Source organism: Enterobacter sp. JBIWA005 (assembly GCF_019968805.1).
Taxonomy (GTDB): domain Bacteria; phylum Pseudomonadota; class Gammaproteobacteria; order Enterobacterales; family Enterobacteriaceae; genus Enterobacter; species Enterobacter vonholyi.
The window spans coordinates 2,656,102-2,673,327 of sequence record NZ_CP074159.1 but is presented as its reverse complement, the minus strand read 5'-3'; the positions used below and the strand labels follow the sequence as shown (position 1 = coordinate 2,673,327).

Annotated in this window: 16 protein-coding genes; all 16 read left to right on the top strand. The window is 57.7% G+C overall.

Annotated elements, in window-relative coordinates; translation table 11 throughout:
• Positions 1–3: 3 nt before the first annotated feature.
• The 16 genes from tssC to KGP22_RS12560 all read left to right on the top strand — a co-directional run bounded on the left by tssC (position 4) and on the right by KGP22_RS12560 (position 17,223).
• Positions 4–1,503, top strand: a complete 1,500-nt coding sequence (gene tssC / locus KGP22_RS12635; protein WP_014884232.1) for a type VI secretion system contractile sheath large subunit — start codon at positions 4–6, stop codon at positions 1,501–1,503.
• Between the two features lie 337 nt (positions 1,504–1,840).
• Positions 1,841–2,260 carry a T6SS amidase immunity protein Tai4 family protein gene (locus tag KGP22_RS12630; protein ID WP_223579260.1) on the top strand — a complete coding sequence of 140 codons (420 nt, stop codon included), beginning with the start codon at positions 1,841–1,843 and terminating at the stop codon, positions 2,258–2,260.
• 180 nt (positions 2,261–2,440) lie between these two features.
• Positions 2,441–2,923 (top strand): type VI secretion system tube protein Hcp, encoded by a 483-nt coding sequence (locus tag KGP22_RS12625; protein WP_008502640.1) that lies wholly within the window; start codon positions 2,441–2,443, stop codon positions 2,921–2,923.
• A 56-nt stretch (positions 2,924–2,979) separates the two neighbouring features.
• Entirely contained in the window at positions 2,980–3,522 is a 543-nt protein-coding gene (locus KGP22_RS12620; protein WP_021240381.1) for a hypothetical protein, read from the top strand.
• Positions 3,513–3,920: a putative T6SS immunity periplasmic lipoprotein gene (locus KGP22_RS12615; RefSeq protein ID WP_348984601.1), complete on the top strand. Its 408-nt coding sequence runs from the start codon at positions 3,513–3,515 to the stop codon at positions 3,918–3,920. Before KGP22_RS12620 ends, KGP22_RS12615 begins: the two co-directional genes overlap by 10 nt.
• An 81-nt stretch (positions 3,921–4,001) precedes the next feature.
• A complete protein-coding gene (gene tagH, locus KGP22_RS12610) occupies positions 4,002–5,765 on the top strand; it encodes a type VI secretion system-associated FHA domain protein TagH (RefSeq protein WP_223579253.1) in 1,764 nt (587 codons plus the stop codon).
• Complete coding sequence (locus KGP22_RS12605; protein WP_014884226.1) at positions 5,762–6,559, top strand: protein phosphatase 2C domain-containing protein; 798 nt, start codon at positions 5,762–5,764, stop codon at positions 6,557–6,559. Before tagH ends, KGP22_RS12605 begins: the two co-directional genes overlap by 4 nt.
• A 16-nt stretch (positions 6,560–6,575) precedes the next feature.
• Positions 6,576–7,574 carry a hypothetical protein gene (locus KGP22_RS12600; protein ID WP_111964762.1) on the top strand — a complete coding sequence of 333 codons (999 nt, stop codon included), beginning with the start codon at positions 6,576–6,578 and terminating at the stop codon, positions 7,572–7,574.
• A 9-nt stretch (positions 7,575–7,583) separates the two neighbouring features.
• Entirely contained in the window at positions 7,584–8,396 is an 813-nt protein-coding gene (locus KGP22_RS12595; RefSeq protein WP_111964761.1) for a type VI secretion system accessory protein TagJ, read from the top strand.
• Positions 8,389–8,952: a type VI secretion system baseplate subunit TssE gene (gene tssE / locus KGP22_RS12590; protein WP_111964760.1), complete on the top strand. Its 564-nt coding sequence runs from the start codon at positions 8,389–8,391 to the stop codon at positions 8,950–8,952. The genes KGP22_RS12595 and tssE overlap by 8 nt, the downstream gene beginning before the upstream one ends.
• A gap of 2 nt (positions 8,953–8,954) precedes the next feature.
• Positions 8,955–10,826 carry a type VI secretion system baseplate subunit TssF gene (tssF, locus tag KGP22_RS12585; RefSeq protein WP_223579250.1) on the top strand — a complete coding sequence of 624 codons (1,872 nt, stop codon included), beginning with the start codon at positions 8,955–8,957 and terminating at the stop codon, positions 10,824–10,826.
• A complete protein-coding gene (tssG, locus tag KGP22_RS12580) occupies positions 10,823–11,866 on the top strand; it encodes a type VI secretion system baseplate subunit TssG (protein ID WP_223579247.1) in 1,044 nt (347 codons plus the stop codon). The genes tssF and tssG overlap by 4 nt, the downstream gene beginning before the upstream one ends.
• A gap of 38 nt (positions 11,867–11,904) precedes the next feature.
• Positions 11,905–14,520 carry a type VI secretion system ATPase TssH gene (gene tssH, locus KGP22_RS12575; RefSeq protein ID WP_223579235.1) on the top strand — a complete coding sequence of 872 codons (2,616 nt, stop codon included), beginning with the start codon at positions 11,905–11,907 and terminating at the stop codon, positions 14,518–14,520.
• A gap of 24 nt (positions 14,521–14,544) precedes the next feature.
• Positions 14,545–15,963 (top strand): serine/threonine-protein kinase, encoded by a 1,419-nt coding sequence (locus KGP22_RS12570; RefSeq protein ID WP_223579226.1) that lies wholly within the window; start codon positions 14,545–14,547, stop codon positions 15,961–15,963.
• Positions 15,964–16,085: 122 nt separating this feature from the next.
• Positions 16,086–16,787, top strand: a complete 702-nt coding sequence (locus tag KGP22_RS12565; protein ID WP_223579223.1) for a hypothetical protein — start codon at positions 16,086–16,088, stop codon at positions 16,785–16,787.
• Positions 16,771–17,223 (top strand): hypothetical protein, encoded by a 453-nt coding sequence (locus KGP22_RS12560; RefSeq protein ID WP_045404275.1) that lies wholly within the window; start codon positions 16,771–16,773, stop codon positions 17,221–17,223. The genes KGP22_RS12565 and KGP22_RS12560 overlap by 17 nt, the downstream gene beginning before the upstream one ends.
• Positions 17,224–17,226: the final 3 nt, after the last annotated feature.

Sequence of the window (17,226 nt, the reverse complement as noted above, 5' to 3'; positions counted from 1 at the left end):
TCGATGAGCAACCAGACTCAACAACACGAGCAGCAGGCGGGTCAGGCGTTCAGCCAGGATGAATTCAGCGCGCTGCTGAACAAAGAGTTCCGCCCGAAAACCGACCAGGCGCGTTCCGCTGTAGAAAGCGCGGTTAAAACCCTGGCGCAGCAGGCGCTGGAAAATACCGTCACCTTCTCGAACGATACCTACCGTACCATTCAGAACCTGATTGCCGGTATCGACGAGCAGCTTTCGCAGCAGGTAAACCAGATCATTCACCACGAAGAGTTTCAGAAGCTGGAGAGCGCCTGGCGCGGTCTGAGCTACCTGGTGAACAACACTGAAACTGACGAGATGCTGAAGATCCGCTTTATGAGCATCTCCAAGCAGGAGCTGGGCCGCACCCTGAAGCGCTTCAAGGGCGTGGGCTGGGACCAGAGCCCGATCTTCAAAAAAATCTACGAGCAGGAGTACGGTCAGTTCGGCGGCGAGCCGTTTGGCTGCATCGTCGGCGACTATTACTTCGACCACAGCCCGCAGGACGTTGAGCTGCTGGGGGAAATGGCGCGCATCGGCTCTGCGGCGCACTGTCCGTTTATCACCGGTACCGCACCGGGCGTGATGCAGATGGAGTCCTGGCAGGAGCTGGCTAACCCGCGCGATCTGACCAAGATCTTCCAGAACACCGAATACGCCGCCTGGCGTTCGCTGCGTGAATCCGAAGATGCCCGCTATCTGGGGCTGGTGATGCCGCGCTTCCTGTCGCGTCTGCCGTACGGCATTCGCACCAACCCGGTGGACAGCTTCGATTTTGAAGAGCAGACCGACGGCGCGAACCACAACAGCTACTCGTGGGCGAACGCCGCGTATGCGATGGCCGCCAATATCAACCGCTCCTTCAAAGAGTACGGCTGGTGTACCTCGATTCGCGGCGTGGAGTCCGGCGGGGCGGTGGAAAATCTGCCGTGCCACACCTTCCCGAGCGATGACGGCGGCGTGGACATGAAGTGCCCGACCGAGATCGCCATCAGCGATCGTCGTGAAGCCGAGCTGGCGAAAAACGGCTTTATGCCGCTGGTTCACCGCAAAAACTCCGACTTTGCCGCCTTCATCGGCGCGCAGTCGCTGCAGAAACCGGCCGAGTACCATGACCCGGATGCCACCGCCAACGCGCGTCTGGCCTCTCGTCTGCCGTACCTGTTCGCCTGCTGCCGTTTTGCGCACTACCTGAAGTGCATCGTGCGCGACAAAATCGGCTCCTTCCGCGAGCGCGAAGAGATGGAGCGCTGGCTGAACGACTGGGTGATGAACTACGTCGACGGTGACCCGGCTAACTCCTCCCAGGAGACCAAGTCCCGTAAACCGCTGGCGGCTGCAGAAGTGCAGGTGCAGGAGATTGAGGACAACCCGGGCTACTACGCCGCGAAGTTCTTCCTGCGTCCACACTACCAGCTGGAAGGTCTGACCGTTTCTCTGCGTCTGGTATCTAAACTGCCGTCGCTGAAGACGAAAGACGCGTGATGATGAGTGCCGGCCCTGGAGGGTCGGCACCATTTCGGTGAATACGAGATAGCTAATGAATTTGACTGTGAAAGCGTTAATACGAAAATTCATCAGCTATTTAACCGTTTATATATTGCTAATAATTTCATTTATGCTGTTTATGGCGGTATCCGGCTACTATCTGTTTATCTTTGACTGGCCGGAAGATGTTCCGCGAATCGCAATGCATGGATTCTTATGTGCTGGACTTAATGCATTTGCGATAGGGATATACGTTGTCGCAGAAAAATGGAAAGATAAAAGTTAGTATTTTGGTCGGACTGATGCGCTGTGGTTCTATGGCAAAGGATATAAGGTGAAGCATTTCTGTTTTTTCCTCGCATTTATGACTTTTTATGTGTGTGCTGGAAATAACTATCCTGATTTTTATCAGCAGCAAACATACCGGCAGGTTTTAAAAGATTTAGTTCTGTCGCGCTGTCTTGCTCAGGTGGCAGATAAAGGCAGTCAGTTTTCTGCTGATGCGGCCCGAAGTGCGAGCGCATTTATTGAGTGGATACCTTTTGATGCTGAAAATGGCACGGATAAAGTGAATGCCCTCATCGAAAAATATAAAAATCAAATTAATGGTTTTCATTCAGAGCGAAAACCCGATGTCAAAGGTGTAACCTTAAACTGTCTACGTCTTTATCATAGCGACGAACTGAACAAACTGGTTCCGCAAGTCATCATTGGCGATCCTGATCGTAGCTGGATCCAGGATAACCCAGAGTAGTAAAAGACTTCACATTCTTTCCGTTCATTCAGGGGGAATGTAAGACTGTCAAATGACACGGGTCATTTGATATGAGGCAGAGGTAAAATATGGACGGTTTTATTCAGCCCCATGCTTTCCTGTTTGCCATATAAGTGCTTTTTCGAAAGCAATATTGTTCATCCACGAAGAGTAGATATTATGGCTATTGATATGTTTCTGAAGGTCGAGGGTGTTACGGGCGAATCTAAAGATTCTAACCACACCGGCTGGACTGATATTACCTCCTTCTCCTGGGGTGCTTCCCAGCCAGGTAATATGAGCGTTGGCGGTGGCGGCGGTGCCGGTAAAGTTAACTTTAACGACCTGCACGTTAACGCGCTGATCGACAAATCCACCACCGCTATCCTGAAACACTGCGCCAGCGGTAAACACCTGACCAAAGTTGAACTGTCCGTCTGTAAAGCCGGCGGCCAGCAGGTGGAATACTCCCGCATCACGCTGGAAGATGTGCTGGTCACCTCTGTTCAGTACACCGGTGCAGACAACGGCGATACCGTTGGTGTGACCTATGCGTTCCAGGCTGCGAAAGTGAAACAGCAGTACTGGGAGCAGACCACTTCTGGTGGTAAGGGTGCTGAAAGCAGCGCTGGCTGGAACATCAAAGAAAACAAAGAAGCGTAATTGCGTATGTGGCCGGGGAGTTTCCCCGGTCATTATCAACCGGGAAGGAAGATAGCATGGCAAGTTTGCAGGAAGGAGGCGCCCGTCCTCTCACCATTGGCGAAATAGCACTGGCGCGCTCGGTTTTTGGTGACGCAATAAAGTATTCAGAAGTTAAAGTCCATAATAAAAGCTATTTGCCGTTTAATATGCAGTCGACAGATGTCGCGATGACCCCCAATGGTGAGCTCTATTTTCGCGAGCCGCATTATCGGGATGACTTCTCAATAGAGGTTCCGCGATATAAACACTGGTTTATTCACGAAATGGTGCATGTATTGCAGCATCAGATTGGAATGAATGTTCGAACCCGAGGCGCATTCAGTTGGGCAGCAAGTTATAATTATTCTCTGCCCCCCGATAAAAAACTATCGGACTTTGGTATGGAGCAGCAGGCTTCTATCATTTCTGATTTTTATTATCTTATAAATTACGGCCTGGGTGATTTCCGAAACATTGCTGGGTTTGAGGGAATAATCGGCCCCGACCTGAAGGATAAATACCTGCAGGTATTATCGTTGTTTATTCAAAATCCTAAAGACCGGCGGGTATGGTTATGAAACAGTTACTCAGTGTTGTAGCAATCGCATTAACGGTGAGTGCCTGTGTATCTCATCCTGCACAATATCAGTCGCTTTCGGTTACGCTAAAGAACAACGAACCCTGCTTTGCTATTCCCGCTAACTCCGGGTTAGACGCGCCTGTCACCAGCCATTCGCCCACCATAATGAAACGCGCGGGAAATGAGTGGAAAGCGGTATCGCCGCCGTCAACGTTTAGCCCTGAAGTGACGTTAACGACCCAACAGTGTCACCAGTGGAAGGGGATTGCGTGGCAAGCCGGAGAATATGATGTTGCTCTGAAAGTGTCAGGGAAAAACGATTCTGTTCGCTATGCTGCCCGTTTCACCTTACAGGAAGGTCCTTCAGGCCAGTTTAAGCTTACGCAGACTGAATAGAATGTGTTAACCCCAAACGCCGCCGTTCTCGCCCCGAGAGCGGCAGCGTTTGAGCGCTAATCATACCAGCAGGAATACGCCATGCGATTCACGATTATTTCTACAAAACCCGGTCATCAGCCGCCGCAAAGCAGCTGTGATTTTTACGCCCCGGGCGGCACCATTGGGCGCGGTACGGATAACAATCTGGTGTTGCCGGACAATGACCGCACCATCTCTCGTCTGCAGGCCATTGTTCACGTTGACGCCCAGGGCGAATGCCGCGTGACCAACCGTGGCAGCGTCACCCGCGTGGTATTAAATGACATTCCGCTGGAGCGAGGGCGTCAGGTTGAGCTGCAGGATGGCGACATTCTCGGTATTGATGACTACCGTATCGAAGTGACCGAACTGATCCACGATACGCAGCCCGTGAGCCGCATGGCGGCCAGCATGCATCAGCAGGCGCGTCCGGCAGCCGCGTCCGCGCCCGCTCCGCACCCGAAGCCGGCGAGCACCGCACCGCGCGGGAAGGCCGAGCCGACCGCCGTGCCAACGGAAATATGGGATAGCCTGATGCAGGAGTTCTCCATCTCCGACAGCATCTCCAGCAACCGTACAAAACCGCAGCCAGCTGCATCGCACGATCCATTCTCCCAGCCAGCGGCCCCGGAGCGTAACGCTGAAGATCCGCTGGCGATGTTCAACGACAGCGATCCAAAACTTGAGCGTAAGAACGTTGACCCGGACACGCTGTTCAGCGACGAAGCGTTGTTCAAGAAAGAGAGTATTTTTGACGACGTCACCCCGTCAACGCTGGTGCCGCCGGGCGAGAATAGCCCCGCTAAGCCAGAAGACGAGGCGACTGATGAGCTCGATCCGCTGGCCCTGTTTGGCGGCAAGGCCAGCGCGCCAGCCGCGCGTAATGACGACCCGCTCGGGCTGATGGGCGGCGCGCCGTTAACCCATCCGGATGACATAGTCGCCGAAAAGCCTGCGCCAGTGCCGGAGCCTGAGCAGGAAGAGGACGTGCTGGCCGATTCTCCGCTGTTCGCCCCTGAGCCGCAGGAAGAACCGCGCGCTGAAGAAGAGCCCGCGCGACCGGATTACGCAGGCTTCACCATGCCTACGCCGCAGGCCGTTGCCCGCAGCAGCGCCCAGGCCCCTAAGGGCCGTCTGCGCATCGACCCGGTCAATAACGCCGCCGCCCCAGCCGCCACGGCAAACAGCGGTGAGAAGGGCGAAGTGCTGCAGGGCGAGCTTCTGGAGGCGCTGCTGGAAGGCATGGGCCTGAGCGAAATGCAGCCCGTTCCGCAGTTTGACCGTGAAAATATGCGTCAGCTCGGGCAAATCCTCGGTATGTTCTCTCAGGGAACGGTGGCGCTGCTCTCCTCGCGCTCCATCCTCAAGCGCGGCGTAAAAGCCGATATGACCATGGTGCTGGACGATGCCAACAACCCGTTCAAGCTGTTGCCGACCGGCAAAACCGTGCTGATCCAGATGTTCGGCACCCCGATGCCGGGCTTTATGCCGCCGACCAAATCCGTGCGCGATGCGCTGATCGATCTGCAGGCGCACCAGCTGGGCATGATCTCCGGTATCCGCGCCATCATCGCGGCAATGCTGCAGTCCTTTAACCCGGAGCAGCTGGAAGAGCAGGCGAAGCAGAACGGCATGACCTCGCGTCTGGCGCTGCCGGGCAGCCGCAAAGCCGCCCTGTGGGACTATTTTGTTCGCAGCTATGGCGAGACGGCGGGCGAGATTGAGGACGACTTCCACACCCTTTTCGGCGAGGCCTTCCTTCATGCGTATGACATGGAGGTGAATCAGTACAAAGACTCACAGAGCGGATCGGAAGACAAATGAATATCGCAACGGCTTCTCTCTCCCGCCAGGGGACGCGCGCCAGCAACCAGGATCAGACGGGAGAAACCATAGGGGAACGTTCAGCCTGCTTTGTCGTCTGCGACGGCATCGCGGGCCTGCCGGGCGGTGAGGTAGCTGCAGAGCTGGCACGCAACAGCATTATCTCCCGCTTCGATGGCGACAAACATCTTAATGCGCAGCACATCCGCGACTACGTGCAGACGGCGAACCGCACCATCCTCAGCGAGCAGCAGGCCGTTCAGGACTATCGCCGGATGGGCACGACGCTGGTCAGTCTTTTCATTGACCGTGATTACGGCCTGGCCTACTGGGCGCATGCCGGAGACAGCCGTCTGTACCTGTTCCGCCGGGGATGGCTGTGGCATGTGACCACCGACCACAGCCTGGTGCAGCAGATGAAAGATGCCGGACACCAGACCGACAACCTGAACAGCAACCTGCTCTATCTTGCGCTGGGGATTGAAAACGGCGGTCCAGAAGCGAGCTACAGCGACGTGGTGCAGGTTGAAGACGGCGATGCATTCTTACTCTGCACCGACGGGTTCTGGCACGGCGTCAGTGAAGAGCAAATGAAGCAGTCGCTGCATATGGTCAATACGCCGCAGGAGTGGCTGACCTTAATGAACCAAATCATTCAAAAGAATGGTGAACAGGAAGGGAATGCTCAGGATAACTATACTGCCCTGGCGGTATGGATGGGCAACCCTCAGGACACCACTTTGCTGCACACCCTCTCTGACGCAGCACAATTTCTTCCCTGCGGAACTGATTAGACACACAAGGAACGATATGAAACTTTGGCTATCGGGTTTGGCACTTCTGGCGGTCACCTCCACCGCGCAGGCTGAGAATTTCCGCATCGTGCAGTCTCCTGCACAGAAGCTGGATATCTGGATCGACAACATTAAAGACAACACGCCGCAAAGCTGGTGTAAGCCTGAGGTGGCGCTGCGCATTGTGGCGAACGGCAAGAAAGACGTCTCCGTGCTGGAGAACTTTGTACCGCGTCTTGGCTCACTGCTGGAGCACCAGTGCAGCAAAGTGAATAAACTCAGCTGGACGCTCAACGATCCGGCAGGTACCACGCTGGCGCAGGGCACCGCAGGCAAAGCGCAGGACTGGGCGCTGGTGGTGAAACAGGAGCAGGCCACGCCTGCCGCAACCGTCACCGCTGCCACAGCCAGCGGCACGTTAATGCCGCCAGATCAAAATGTGGCTTCCCGCACCGTTCCCGCCGACCGTACGCCGTGGCAGGAGTTTACGCTTCAGGACGGCTGCCACCTGCGCACCTTCTGGGAAGGGGGCGCCTCTGCTCCGGCGCTCTTTATTCCGGATTCTGACACCACCCGCTGCGGCAACGGCAGCTGGCTGAGCGGACACACCGTAGTTTCGCAGTCCCGCAACGGCGGACAGAAAGAGATGGCGGTGACGTACATCCACGGTTTCCCGGTGACCGGACTAAATCAAAGCGCCGACCCGGAAAACGCGCTGATCACCTCCGTCAACAAAGAGCGCATGGTATTCAGCACCCCAAACAGCGACCAGAGCTGGATGATCCTGCCTTACGATAACAGCCTGAACAGCTGGAAGAGCAACGGCACCGTAGCGGTGGAGATTTCCCGTGAAATCGCCAGCGATGACGCAAAACTGCAGGCGCGTATCGCGGCGGTGAAAAAAACGTGGAGCGCCTGGGTCGCACCGGGTACTCCGCTGAATATCGTTCTGATTGACACCCTGCGTCCTCAGCTGCGCGATCCGGCCGTCGGCGCATGGCGCGCGGCGAATTAAGGAATGGCTATGAATACGCTTTATCAACACCTGGCGGGCGAGTCGCTCAACGATGCGCTGGCGCGTCTGGAAGCTGAAATCAAAGCCCGTCCGGCGGATGCCGACCTTCGCGCTGCGTTTGTGCAGTTTTTAACCCTCAGCGGCAACTGGACGCGGGCTCTTACCCAGCTGAAAAGCTGGCTGGCGCTGAAGCCTCAGGCGAAACCTACCGTCACGCTGCTGGAGCAGTCCATTCAGGGCGAGCTGCAGCGCGCGCAGGTAATGGCGGGACAGGCGCGTCCGGCCATGCCTGAAACCCAGTGGCCGTGGCTGACTACCCTTGCCGCGGCGCTGAGCGAGGATGGCGAGCGCGCGCATGCGCTGCGTCTTGAAGCCCTTGAACAGGCGCAGGCCACTGCGGGTCACATCACCCTCGAAAACGAGGAGACGCAGGCTTTTGACTGGCTGATGGACGGCGATGCCCGTCTCGGCCCGGTCTGCGAAACCATAGTGAACGGCCGCTATTTCTGGCTGCCGTTTAACGCTATCGCGGAGATCCGTTTCCAGGCGCCTGCCAGCGTCACCGATCTGGTCTGGCGTCACGCGCTTGTGCGCCTGACCGACGGTACGGAGCAGGTGTGTCAGATCCCGGCGCGTTATCCTTTTGCTGCCGATGCCGCTGATGCGGTCAAATTAGGCCGCACCACCGAATGGCAGGCGCTCGACGAAGACGGTACCCTTTACGAAGGCAGGGGCCAGAAAGCCTGGCTGAGCGAGCAAAGCGAAAGCCCGCTGCTGTCCTTGAGCCTCGTGACGTTTGCGACGGATGGAGCCGATGAGTAATCCCGCTGGCGAAGGCGATCTGCTGCGCAGCGGTTGGCAAGCCCGCAGCAAGCAGGAGAAGGTGGGGGCGCGCGACAAAATGCAGCCCTCGCTGCTCGATCGCCTCACCGATGACGACCCGGAAAAAAAGCGCGAGTCGGCCAACAGCAATCTGATCACCCACGCCGCCCTGCGCCGCAACGTCCTGCGCGATCTGCAGTGGCTGTTTAACACTATCAACCACGATGCCTCCGGCGATTTGAGCGCCTTGCCGCACGTGAACCGCTCGGTGGTCAACTTCGGCGTCGCGCCGCTGGCCGGGAAAAGAATGTCGGACATCGAATGGCACGATATTCAGCGCAAGCTCACCGAGGCCATCATTAATTTTGAGCCGCGCATTTTGCCGCAGGGGCTGCAGGTTCGCTGCGTGTCGGATACCTCCTCGCTGGATCTGCACAACGTGCTCTCCATTGAGATCAAAGGGCGTTTATGGTGCGTGCCGTACCCGCTGGAGTTTCTGTTTCGTACCGATGTCGATCTGGAAAACGGCCATTTTGAACTGAAAGATGCGGGGTAATCATGGAAAGTAAACTGCTCGAATATTACAACCGCGAGCTGGCCTACCTGCGCGAAATGGGGGCCGAGTTTGCCGAACGCTACCCTAAAGTCGCCGGACGGCTGGGCATGCGCGGCATCGAAGTGGCGGACCCGTATACCGAACGTCTGATGGAGGGCTTCGCCTTCCTGACTTCCCGCGTGCAGATGAAAATGGACGCGGAGTTTCCGCGCTTCTCCCAGCGTCTGCTGGAGATGATCGCGCCTAACTATCTCGCGCCCACGCCGTCGATGGCGATTGCGGAGATTGAGCCCGACAGCAGCCGGGGCGACCTGAGCAAAGGCTTTATTGTCCCGCGTGGCACCATGATGGACAGCCTGGCGCTGAAAAAAACCGGCGTGACCTGCAGCTATACCACGGCGCACGAGGTCAACCTGCTGCCGCTGAAAATCGATAAGGTTGAACTGGGCGGCGTCCCCGCCGATCTGCCGCTGGCGCAGCTGGGACTGAGCCAGCGGGGGATCGGCAGCGCCCTGCGGATCCGCATTGCCTGCGACGGCCCGCAAAACCTCGGGCACCTGGATTTCGACCGCCTGGAATTTTTCCTCGGCGGTCCGGATATTGAAGCGCTGAAGCTGCTGGAGCTGGTGATGGAGCACCACGCCGGGATCGTCTGTCAGACGGTCAGCCCGCAGCCGCAGCGACAGCTGCTGGCGTCAGATGCGCTTCGCCAGGAGGGCTTTGAGCCTGACCAGGCGCTGCTGCCGGACGATCTGCGCAACTTTGACGGCTATCGCCTGCTGCAGGAGTACTTTGCGTTTCCGGCCCGCTTCCGCTTCATCAGCCTGAGCGGTCTGAGCACGCTGATCCAGCGCTGTGAAGGCGAAAAAGCCTTCGACATCTTCATTCTGCTGGATAAGTCAGATGAACAGCTGGAGCGCGTGGTCGATGCCAGCCATCTGGCGCTGCACTGTACGCCGGTCATCAACCTGTTTCCAAAGGTCGCGGCGCGTCAGAAGCTGAATGAAGGCCAGCATGAATACCATCTGGTGGTCGATAACATTCGTCCGCTGGATTATGAAATTTACGCGGTCAAAAAAATTTATGGCAGCGCGGACGGTCAGCGTGATGATCAGACGTTTCGTCCGTTCTGGAGCACCTGGAGCGGCGATGCGGGCAACTACGGGGCCTATTTTTCGCTGCGACGCGAGCAGCGCGTGCTGTCCGAGCACGCCCTGCGCTACGGCACCCGTACCGGCTATATCGGCTCGGAGGTGTTTGTTTCGCTGGTGGATGAACAGCATGCCCCCTGGCAGGATAACCTGCGCTATATCTCTGCCGAGGTGCTCTGCACCAGCCGCGACCTGCCGCTGATGCTGCAGCAGGAACTCGGGCAGTTCATTGTGGCCGATTCCATGCCGGTGAAATCCCTCACCCTGCGTAAAGGGCCGACGCCGCCGCGTCCGGCGCTGGCGGAAGGGTTCAGCACCTGGCGGCTTATCAGCCAGCTGCAGATGAACTACCTCAGCCTGATGGACAGCGAAAACGAAGAGGGAGCGGCCGCGCTGCGCCAGCTGTTAGGGCTTTATGCCAACCTGGCCGAAACGCCCGTTGCGCGTCAGGTGGAGGGGGTGCGCCACTGCGTGCTGGAGCCGGTTCACCGCCGCGTGCCTGAACCCGGTCCGGTCGTGTTCGCCCGCGGGATCGGCATTACGCTGACGGTGGATGAGCGAGCCTTTTCCGGCGCCAGCCCGTGGCTCTTTGGCAGCGTGATGGAGCGCCTCTTTGCCCGTCTGGTCTCTATCAACAGCTTCACCGAGTTCACCCTGAAAAGTCAGCAGCGCGGCGAGATTGGCTACTGGGCGCCGCGCATGGGTAAAAGGGCGCTGATATGAGTGACGCTGCCACTGCACCGCTGCGCGTGCATCGCCTGACCAGGCTGCCGGACGCGTTCTGGCACGGCGTCCGTGAGACGCCCTGGCGCTACGATCTGTTTCAGCTGTTAAGGCGCATTGATGCCCAGGGCGGCGAGCGCTACCCGCTGGGACGCGCGCCGCTGCCGAAATTTGAACCGCTGCGCATCGGCCAACAGCCGTCGATGAGCTTTGCGCCGTCGACGCTGGCCCACGTACGTCAGCGGGAAGAGAGCGGGCTGCACGAGGTGTCTATCCTCAGCTTCGGCCTGTTTGGCCCGAACGGCCCGCTCCCGGTCCATATGACCGAGTACGCCCGCGAGCGTATTTATCATCATCAGGACACCAGCCTCAGCGCGTTTGCCGATCTGTTCCATCACCGTCTTGCGCTGCTGTTTTACCGCGCCTGGGCGGATGCGCAGCCCACCGTCTCGCTGGACCGCGCCGATAACAAGCGCTTTGAGGGCTATCTGGCGTCGCTGATTGGCATGGGCCAGCCGGGGCAGATGAACAAAGGCAGCCTGAGCTCGCACGCGCGCTTTACCCACGCCGGGCACCTGACCCGTCACGGGCGGGATCCGGAGGGGCTGGAGAAGATCCTGCGCAGCTATTTTAAAGCGCCGGTCAAACTGGTCAGCAACGTGCCGCAGTGGATGCCGCTCTCCACGCGCGAGCAGGCGCAGCTTGGCGCAGGACGCCGCACGCCGCGCATGGGGGAATCGGCCTTTCTCGGCGTCGCCGTCCGCGACGTGCAGCACAAGTTTCGCATCGAGATTGGCCCGCTGAGCGCGGAGGAATACAACCGCTTTTTGCCGGGTGAAGCGTGGGTGACCGAGCTGCGCGACTGGGTGCGTCAGTACGCCGGGGTGGAGTTTGAATGGGAAACGCGGGTGATCCTGCGTGAAGACGCGGTGCAGGGCACCACGCTCGGCAGTCATGGGCGATTAGGTTATAACACCTGGCTGGGCCTTCAGCCGCAGCCTGTCCCGCGTGGCGATCTGGTGTATCGCGCAGAGCGGTAATCCTTCCGTATACCGAATCATTGTTAATGGAAACTAACATGTCAGAAATTAGCCGTGCCGTGCTTTTCGGCAAACTGGATACGCTGTTATTTACCTCTCTGGAAAGCGCGACTGCGTTCTGCAAGCTGCGCGGCAACCCGTACGTGGAGCTGGTGCACTGGCTGCATCAGCTGATGCAGCAGCAGGATGGCGATCTGCAGCAGGTCATCCGCCACTTTGCCCTCGACGAACAGCAGCTGACGCGCGATATCGTGGCCGCGCTGGATGTCCTTCCGCGTGGCGCCAGTTCAGTTTCCGATCTTTCCGAGCATATCGACAGCGCCGTGGAGCGCGCCTGGGTCTTCGGCTCGCTGAAGTTTGGCGTCAGCCGTATTCGCGGCGGCCATTTGCTGATCGGCATGCTGAAAACCTGGAACCTGGCCAACGTGCTGAAAAGCATTTCGGCGCAGTTTACCCGCCTTAACGTCGAGGTGCTGATTGAGCAGTTCGACGCTATCTGCGCCAACAGCAAAGAGACTCAGCAGGCCGCTGCCGCCGTCGACGCACCGGCGGGTGCGGTACCGGCTGCACAGGGGACGCTGGCCCAGTACGGTCAGGACCTGACCGCCCGCGCCCGCGAAGGGAAGATTGACCCGGTTGTCGGGCGCGACGAGGAGATCCGCCAGATGGTGGATATCCTGATGCGTCGCCGTCAAAACAACCCGCTGCTGACCGGGGAAGCCGGGGTCGGCAAAACCGCCGTCGTTGAAGGACTGGCGCTGCGCATCGCCGACGGCGACGTCCCGGAGCCGCTGCAAAATATTCAGCTGTGGCTGCTGGATATCGGCATGCTGCAGGCCGGCGCAGGCATGAAAGGCGAGTTTGAAGCCCGTCTGCAGGCGCTCATTAACGAAGTCCAGTCCAGCGCCACGCCGATTATTCTGTTTATCGATGAGATACACACCCTGATTGGCGCAGGCGGCCAGCAGGGGACCGGCGATGCGGCGAACCTGCTGAAGCCAGCCCTGGCTCGCGGCCAGCTGCGCACCATCGGCGCAACTACCTGGGCAGAATATAAAAAGTACATTGAGAAAGACCCGGCGCTGACCCGTCGTTTCCAGACGGTGCAGGTGCACGAGCCGGATGAAGCGAAAGCTATTCTTATGCTGCGCAGCACCGTGTCGCCGCTGGAGACGCACCATCAGGTCCTGCTGCTCGACGAGGCGGTCAGCGCGGCGGTGAAGCTGTCGCATCGCTACATTCCGGCGCGTCAGCTGCCGGACAAAGCCGTTGCGCTGCTCGACACCGCCTGCGCCCGCGTCGCGGTCAGCCAGAGCGCACCCCCTGCGCAGCTCGAAGACTGCCTGCGCCACCTTGCCGCGCTGGACGTGGAAATTGAGATTGCTGAACGCGAAGCGCGCGTGGGGGCCGGTGACGCCGAGCGCGTGACGACGTTACGCGCAGAACGCGGCGCGTATGAAACAAAACGCGAAGCCCTGGCCCTGCGCTGGGAAGAAGAACGCAGCCTGGTGCAGGAAATTATTCGCCTGCGCGCGGCGCTGTTCGCGGCGGGTGATGAAGATAGCGCCGATCTGCGCAGCCAGCTGGCGGAGCAGCAGCAGGCGCTGAACGCCCTTCAGGGCGATGAACCGCTGCTGTTTGCGGCTGTAGATGAAAACGTGGTCGCCGCGGTGGTCTCCGACTGGACCGGGATCCCGCTGGGCCGGATGGTGAAAAACGAGATCGACGCGGTGCTAAACCTCGCCGACACGCTCAACCAGCGCGTTATCGGCCAGCGTCACGGTCTGGATCTGATTGCCCGCCGCGTGAAAACCTCGCGGGCTAAGCTGGACGATCCCAACAAACCGGTGGGCGTCTTTATGCTCTGCGGACCGTCCGGCGTCGGTAAAACCGAAACCGCGCTGGCGCTCGCCGAATCCCTGTACGGCGGCGAGCAGAACGTCATCACCATCAACATGAGTGAGTTCCAGGAAGCGCACACCGTTTCCACCTTAAAGGGTGCGCCTCCGGGGTACGTAGGGTATGGTGAAGGCGGCGTGTTGACCGAGGCCGTGCGCCGCCGCCCGTACAGCGTGGTGCTGCTGGACGAAATTGAAAAAGCGCACCCGGACGTCCACGAGATCTTCTTCCAGGTGTTTGATAAAGGTTGGATGGAAGACGGCGAGGGACGCCACATTGATTTCCGTAACACCATCATTATTCTGACCTCCAACGTCGGCACCGACCTCATTAGCGCCATGTGCGCCGATCCGGACCTGATGCCGGAGCCTGAGGCGTTAAGCGGCGCGCTGCGCCAGCCGCTGCTGGAGGTCTTCCCACCGGCGCTGCTGGGCCGCCTGCTGGTGGTGCCGTACTACCCGCTCAGCGACGAGATGCTGGGGCAGATTGTTCGCCTGCAGCTCAAGCGCATTCAGCGTCGTCTGGAAGAGAATCACAGCATTATTTCTGAGTTTGACGACAGCGTGGTGGAACAGATTGTTCAGCGCTGTACCGAGGTGGAGTCCGGGGGACGCATGGTGGACGCTATTCTGACCAACACCCTGCTGCCTCAGATGAGCCAGATCTTACTTACCGCCAGCCGCAGCGACGAGCAGTACCGACGTCTGCACGTCACCTGCGAGCAGGGCGAGTTTCACTGTCAGTTTGCCGCGTAATAATCATCAAGAGAACTGTAAAAGATGACGGATAATGATAACAATCGGACTGTCCCAAACGCGCTCCCGGTCGGGTACCGCTTCAACGAGTTTGAAATCAAAGAGGTGATCGGCGGCGGGGGTTTTGGCATCGTCTATCGCGCGTGGGATCACCAGCTCGAACGCACTATCGCTATCAAAGAATTTATGCCTTCCTCGCTCGCCGTGCGCGGCGACGACATGACCCTGGTGCTGCGCAGCGAGCGTTTTGGCAAAGCGTTTTCCGCAGGCCTGAACAGCTTCATTCAGGAAGCCCGTCTGCTGGCGCGCTTTAACCACCCGAACCTGCTGCACGTCCTGCGCTTCTGGGTGCAAAACGACACGGCCTACATGGGGACGCTGTTTTACAGCGGCACCACGCTTTCGCGCCTGCGCGAACAAAAGCCGGAGCTGATTAACGAAGCCTGGATCCGCCGCACGCTGCCGATGCTGTTTGGCGCGATCAAGACTATCCACAACGAAGGCTACCTGCACCGCGACATCTCTCTGGATAACATTCAGATCCAGGATAACGGCCTGCCGGTGCTGCTTGATTTCGGCTCCGCGCGCCGCACCATCGGTAATCTCTCCGACGAAACGGAAACCATGCTGCGCCCGGGCTTTGCCCCGATTGAGCAGTACACCGACGACAACGAAAGCGAGCAGGGCCCGTGGACGGACATTTACGCCCTCGGCGCGGTGCTGCGTACGCTGATTGTGGGTTCTCCGCCGCCGGTCAGCGTGGTGCGCTCTATTCAGGATACCTGCAAACCGCTGGTGGAAATCATGCCGCAGGGCTATTCCATTCCGCTGCTGCAGGCCATCGACCGCGCGCTTGCGCTGCACATGGAAGACCGTCCGCAGTCAATCGACGAGTTCGCCGCGCTGATAGAGATGCCGGTCGCCGGTATCAACGACGTGCTGACGGCGAAAAAGCCCGGCACGATGCTGGTACCGGTGGAGGAGGAACAACCGGCTTCGCTACTCGACTGGCGCCGCTACAAGATCCCGGGCTTGGTTGCCGCAGGCGTGCTGGTGGGCGTTGTCGCCGGGGCGATGCTGTTCAGCGGCGGTAACGATGCGCCTGAGCAGGCTGCACAGGGACCGGCCGAGACGCGTCCAACCGAAACCGCCGCGAACACGCCGGACGTGAAGCCGGAAACGGCGAAGGTGAGCGAGCAGGCGACGGCACAGCAGACGCCACCGCCTGTCGAGAGCCCTGTTGCGTTGGTCTATATCCGCATCCTCGACGGCGAAACGCTGAAAGTGAACGGCGAGCCAAAAGCGCTGCGTCCGGCGACCAACGGCTATGCATCGCTCAAGCTGCCGGCCGGTGAGGTGAAGATTGAACTGCAGGGCAACGGAAGAACGCGTGGGCAGACGCTGGATATCACCAGGCCGGGTACCTGGCTGGTGAATCCGTAGAAATATAAACAGGAGATGCTATAGAAGCGTACGATCTTCGAAGCCAAAGGCTTCATCCAAAGGAATTCGATAAGATTGTCTCTCCTGTTTATGCGCGGAGCGACGTAGGACGTGAATTTGTTGTGGTGCGCGGTGCTTTAAATCCATTTCACAGCATTGATGGTTTAACGTTGCGACGTCGCTTCGAATTTAATCCTAATGCCGTGTTTGATCCTCTCTACGCACAAAATCTTAGTAAAATTGAACGGTTAATTGACTCAGGAGAAGTAGTTTTAACAGACCACCGTCAACGGACAAAAGCCATATATCCCTTTTTCATCTCTGAGTCAGGAGAGTTGTTTTGTGTAGATGAGAAGATGTACAGCTCAGCTTTCGTGAGTTACATCCTCGAACGTTACCGAAACAATGTCGCTCTATTTGGAAAACCAGCCCCAACGCGTGATTCATTTATTCCATCGACCGCTTACTACGGACCGGGTTACTGGAAAACTGTGGAAGATGATTATCATGGCACAAAAAATGTTGTGATCATGGCGATTAATCGCCTGACGAGCATGGGGGACGAGGGACGGGTGTTTGGATCGGACGGTAAAGATTACATGAATACGTCGCGCGATAAAATCCAGCGCTGGACAGCACTACCCGCAGACCTGGACGGAGTATCACGCGCGTTGATATCTGAAAAATCTGTAATTAGACGCTTCGGAGAACAACGATCCATTTATCAGAAATACCTTGAGAGCGATGATGCCTGGGCAGTAAGTGGTAAATCATGGCAATGGATACCTAGAGTCAGAGAAGAGGATTATGAATTTAAAAAGTAAATTATGGTATTTCTGGGGATGTATGGATGTACTGGCTATCTTGCTTTACGCTATAAATTCACTTCGCCAGGACAGGATCCCCTTCATTTCAGATATCATCGCGTTCACAGGGAACTCAGATGTCATTTCAGGAGGCGGTTACAGCTTTATCGTAACCCTCTTTTTTATATTTGATTTGCTTTTGTTGCTTTCTCTTTTTGCTTCGGCCTGGATGTTTTTTAAGAGAAAAAATGTTGCGATTAAGTTTGCCCTTATTCAGGAAGTCTTTCGTCTCATTTCATTCAGATGTTCGGTTTCTCTTTTCCCACTTCTGATAAGTGTGTTTGGTATTTCAAATGTGTGGGTGAATTTAGGGTTGTTTGTTATATCGGAGTTTCTGAAGATATATTCTCTCATTTACGTAATGGGCAAAAGAGAAAAAACTCATTCACTTTGATAT

Coding starts and splice junctions, on each gene's coding strand:
- tssF (WP_223579250.1), top strand. CDS start 8,955: ATGGAAAGTAAACTGCTCGAATATTACAACCGCGAGCTGGCCTACCTG.
- tssG (WP_223579247.1), top strand. CDS start 10,823: ATGAGTGACGCTGCCACTGCACCGCTGCGCGTGCATCGCCTGACCAGG.
- KGP22_RS12595 (WP_111964761.1), top strand. CDS start 7,584: ATGAATACGCTTTATCAACACCTGGCGGGCGAGTCGCTCAACGATGCG.
- tssH (WP_223579235.1), top strand. CDS start 11,905: ATGTCAGAAATTAGCCGTGCCGTGCTTTTCGGCAAACTGGATACGCTG.
- KGP22_RS12560 (WP_045404275.1), top strand. CDS start 16,771: ATGAATTTAAAAAGTAAATTATGGTATTTCTGGGGATGTATGGATGTA.
- tssE (WP_111964760.1), top strand. CDS start 8,389: ATGAGTAATCCCGCTGGCGAAGGCGATCTGCTGCGCAGCGGTTGGCAA.
- tssC (WP_014884232.1), top strand. CDS start 4: ATGAGCAACCAGACTCAACAACACGAGCAGCAGGCGGGTCAGGCGTTC.
- tagH (WP_223579253.1), top strand. CDS start 4,002: ATGCGATTCACGATTATTTCTACAAAACCCGGTCATCAGCCGCCGCAA.
- KGP22_RS12600 (WP_111964762.1), top strand. CDS start 6,576: ATGAAACTTTGGCTATCGGGTTTGGCACTTCTGGCGGTCACCTCCACC.
- KGP22_RS12615 (WP_348984601.1), top strand. CDS start 3,513: ATGGTTATGAAACAGTTACTCAGTGTTGTAGCAATCGCATTAACGGTG.
- KGP22_RS12625 (WP_008502640.1), top strand. CDS start 2,441: ATGGCTATTGATATGTTTCTGAAGGTCGAGGGTGTTACGGGCGAATCT.
- KGP22_RS12605 (WP_014884226.1), top strand. CDS start 5,762: ATGAATATCGCAACGGCTTCTCTCTCCCGCCAGGGGACGCGCGCCAGC.
- KGP22_RS12620 (WP_021240381.1), top strand. CDS start 2,980: ATGGCAAGTTTGCAGGAAGGAGGCGCCCGTCCTCTCACCATTGGCGAA.
- KGP22_RS12570 (WP_223579226.1), top strand. CDS start 14,545: ATGACGGATAATGATAACAATCGGACTGTCCCAAACGCGCTCCCGGTC.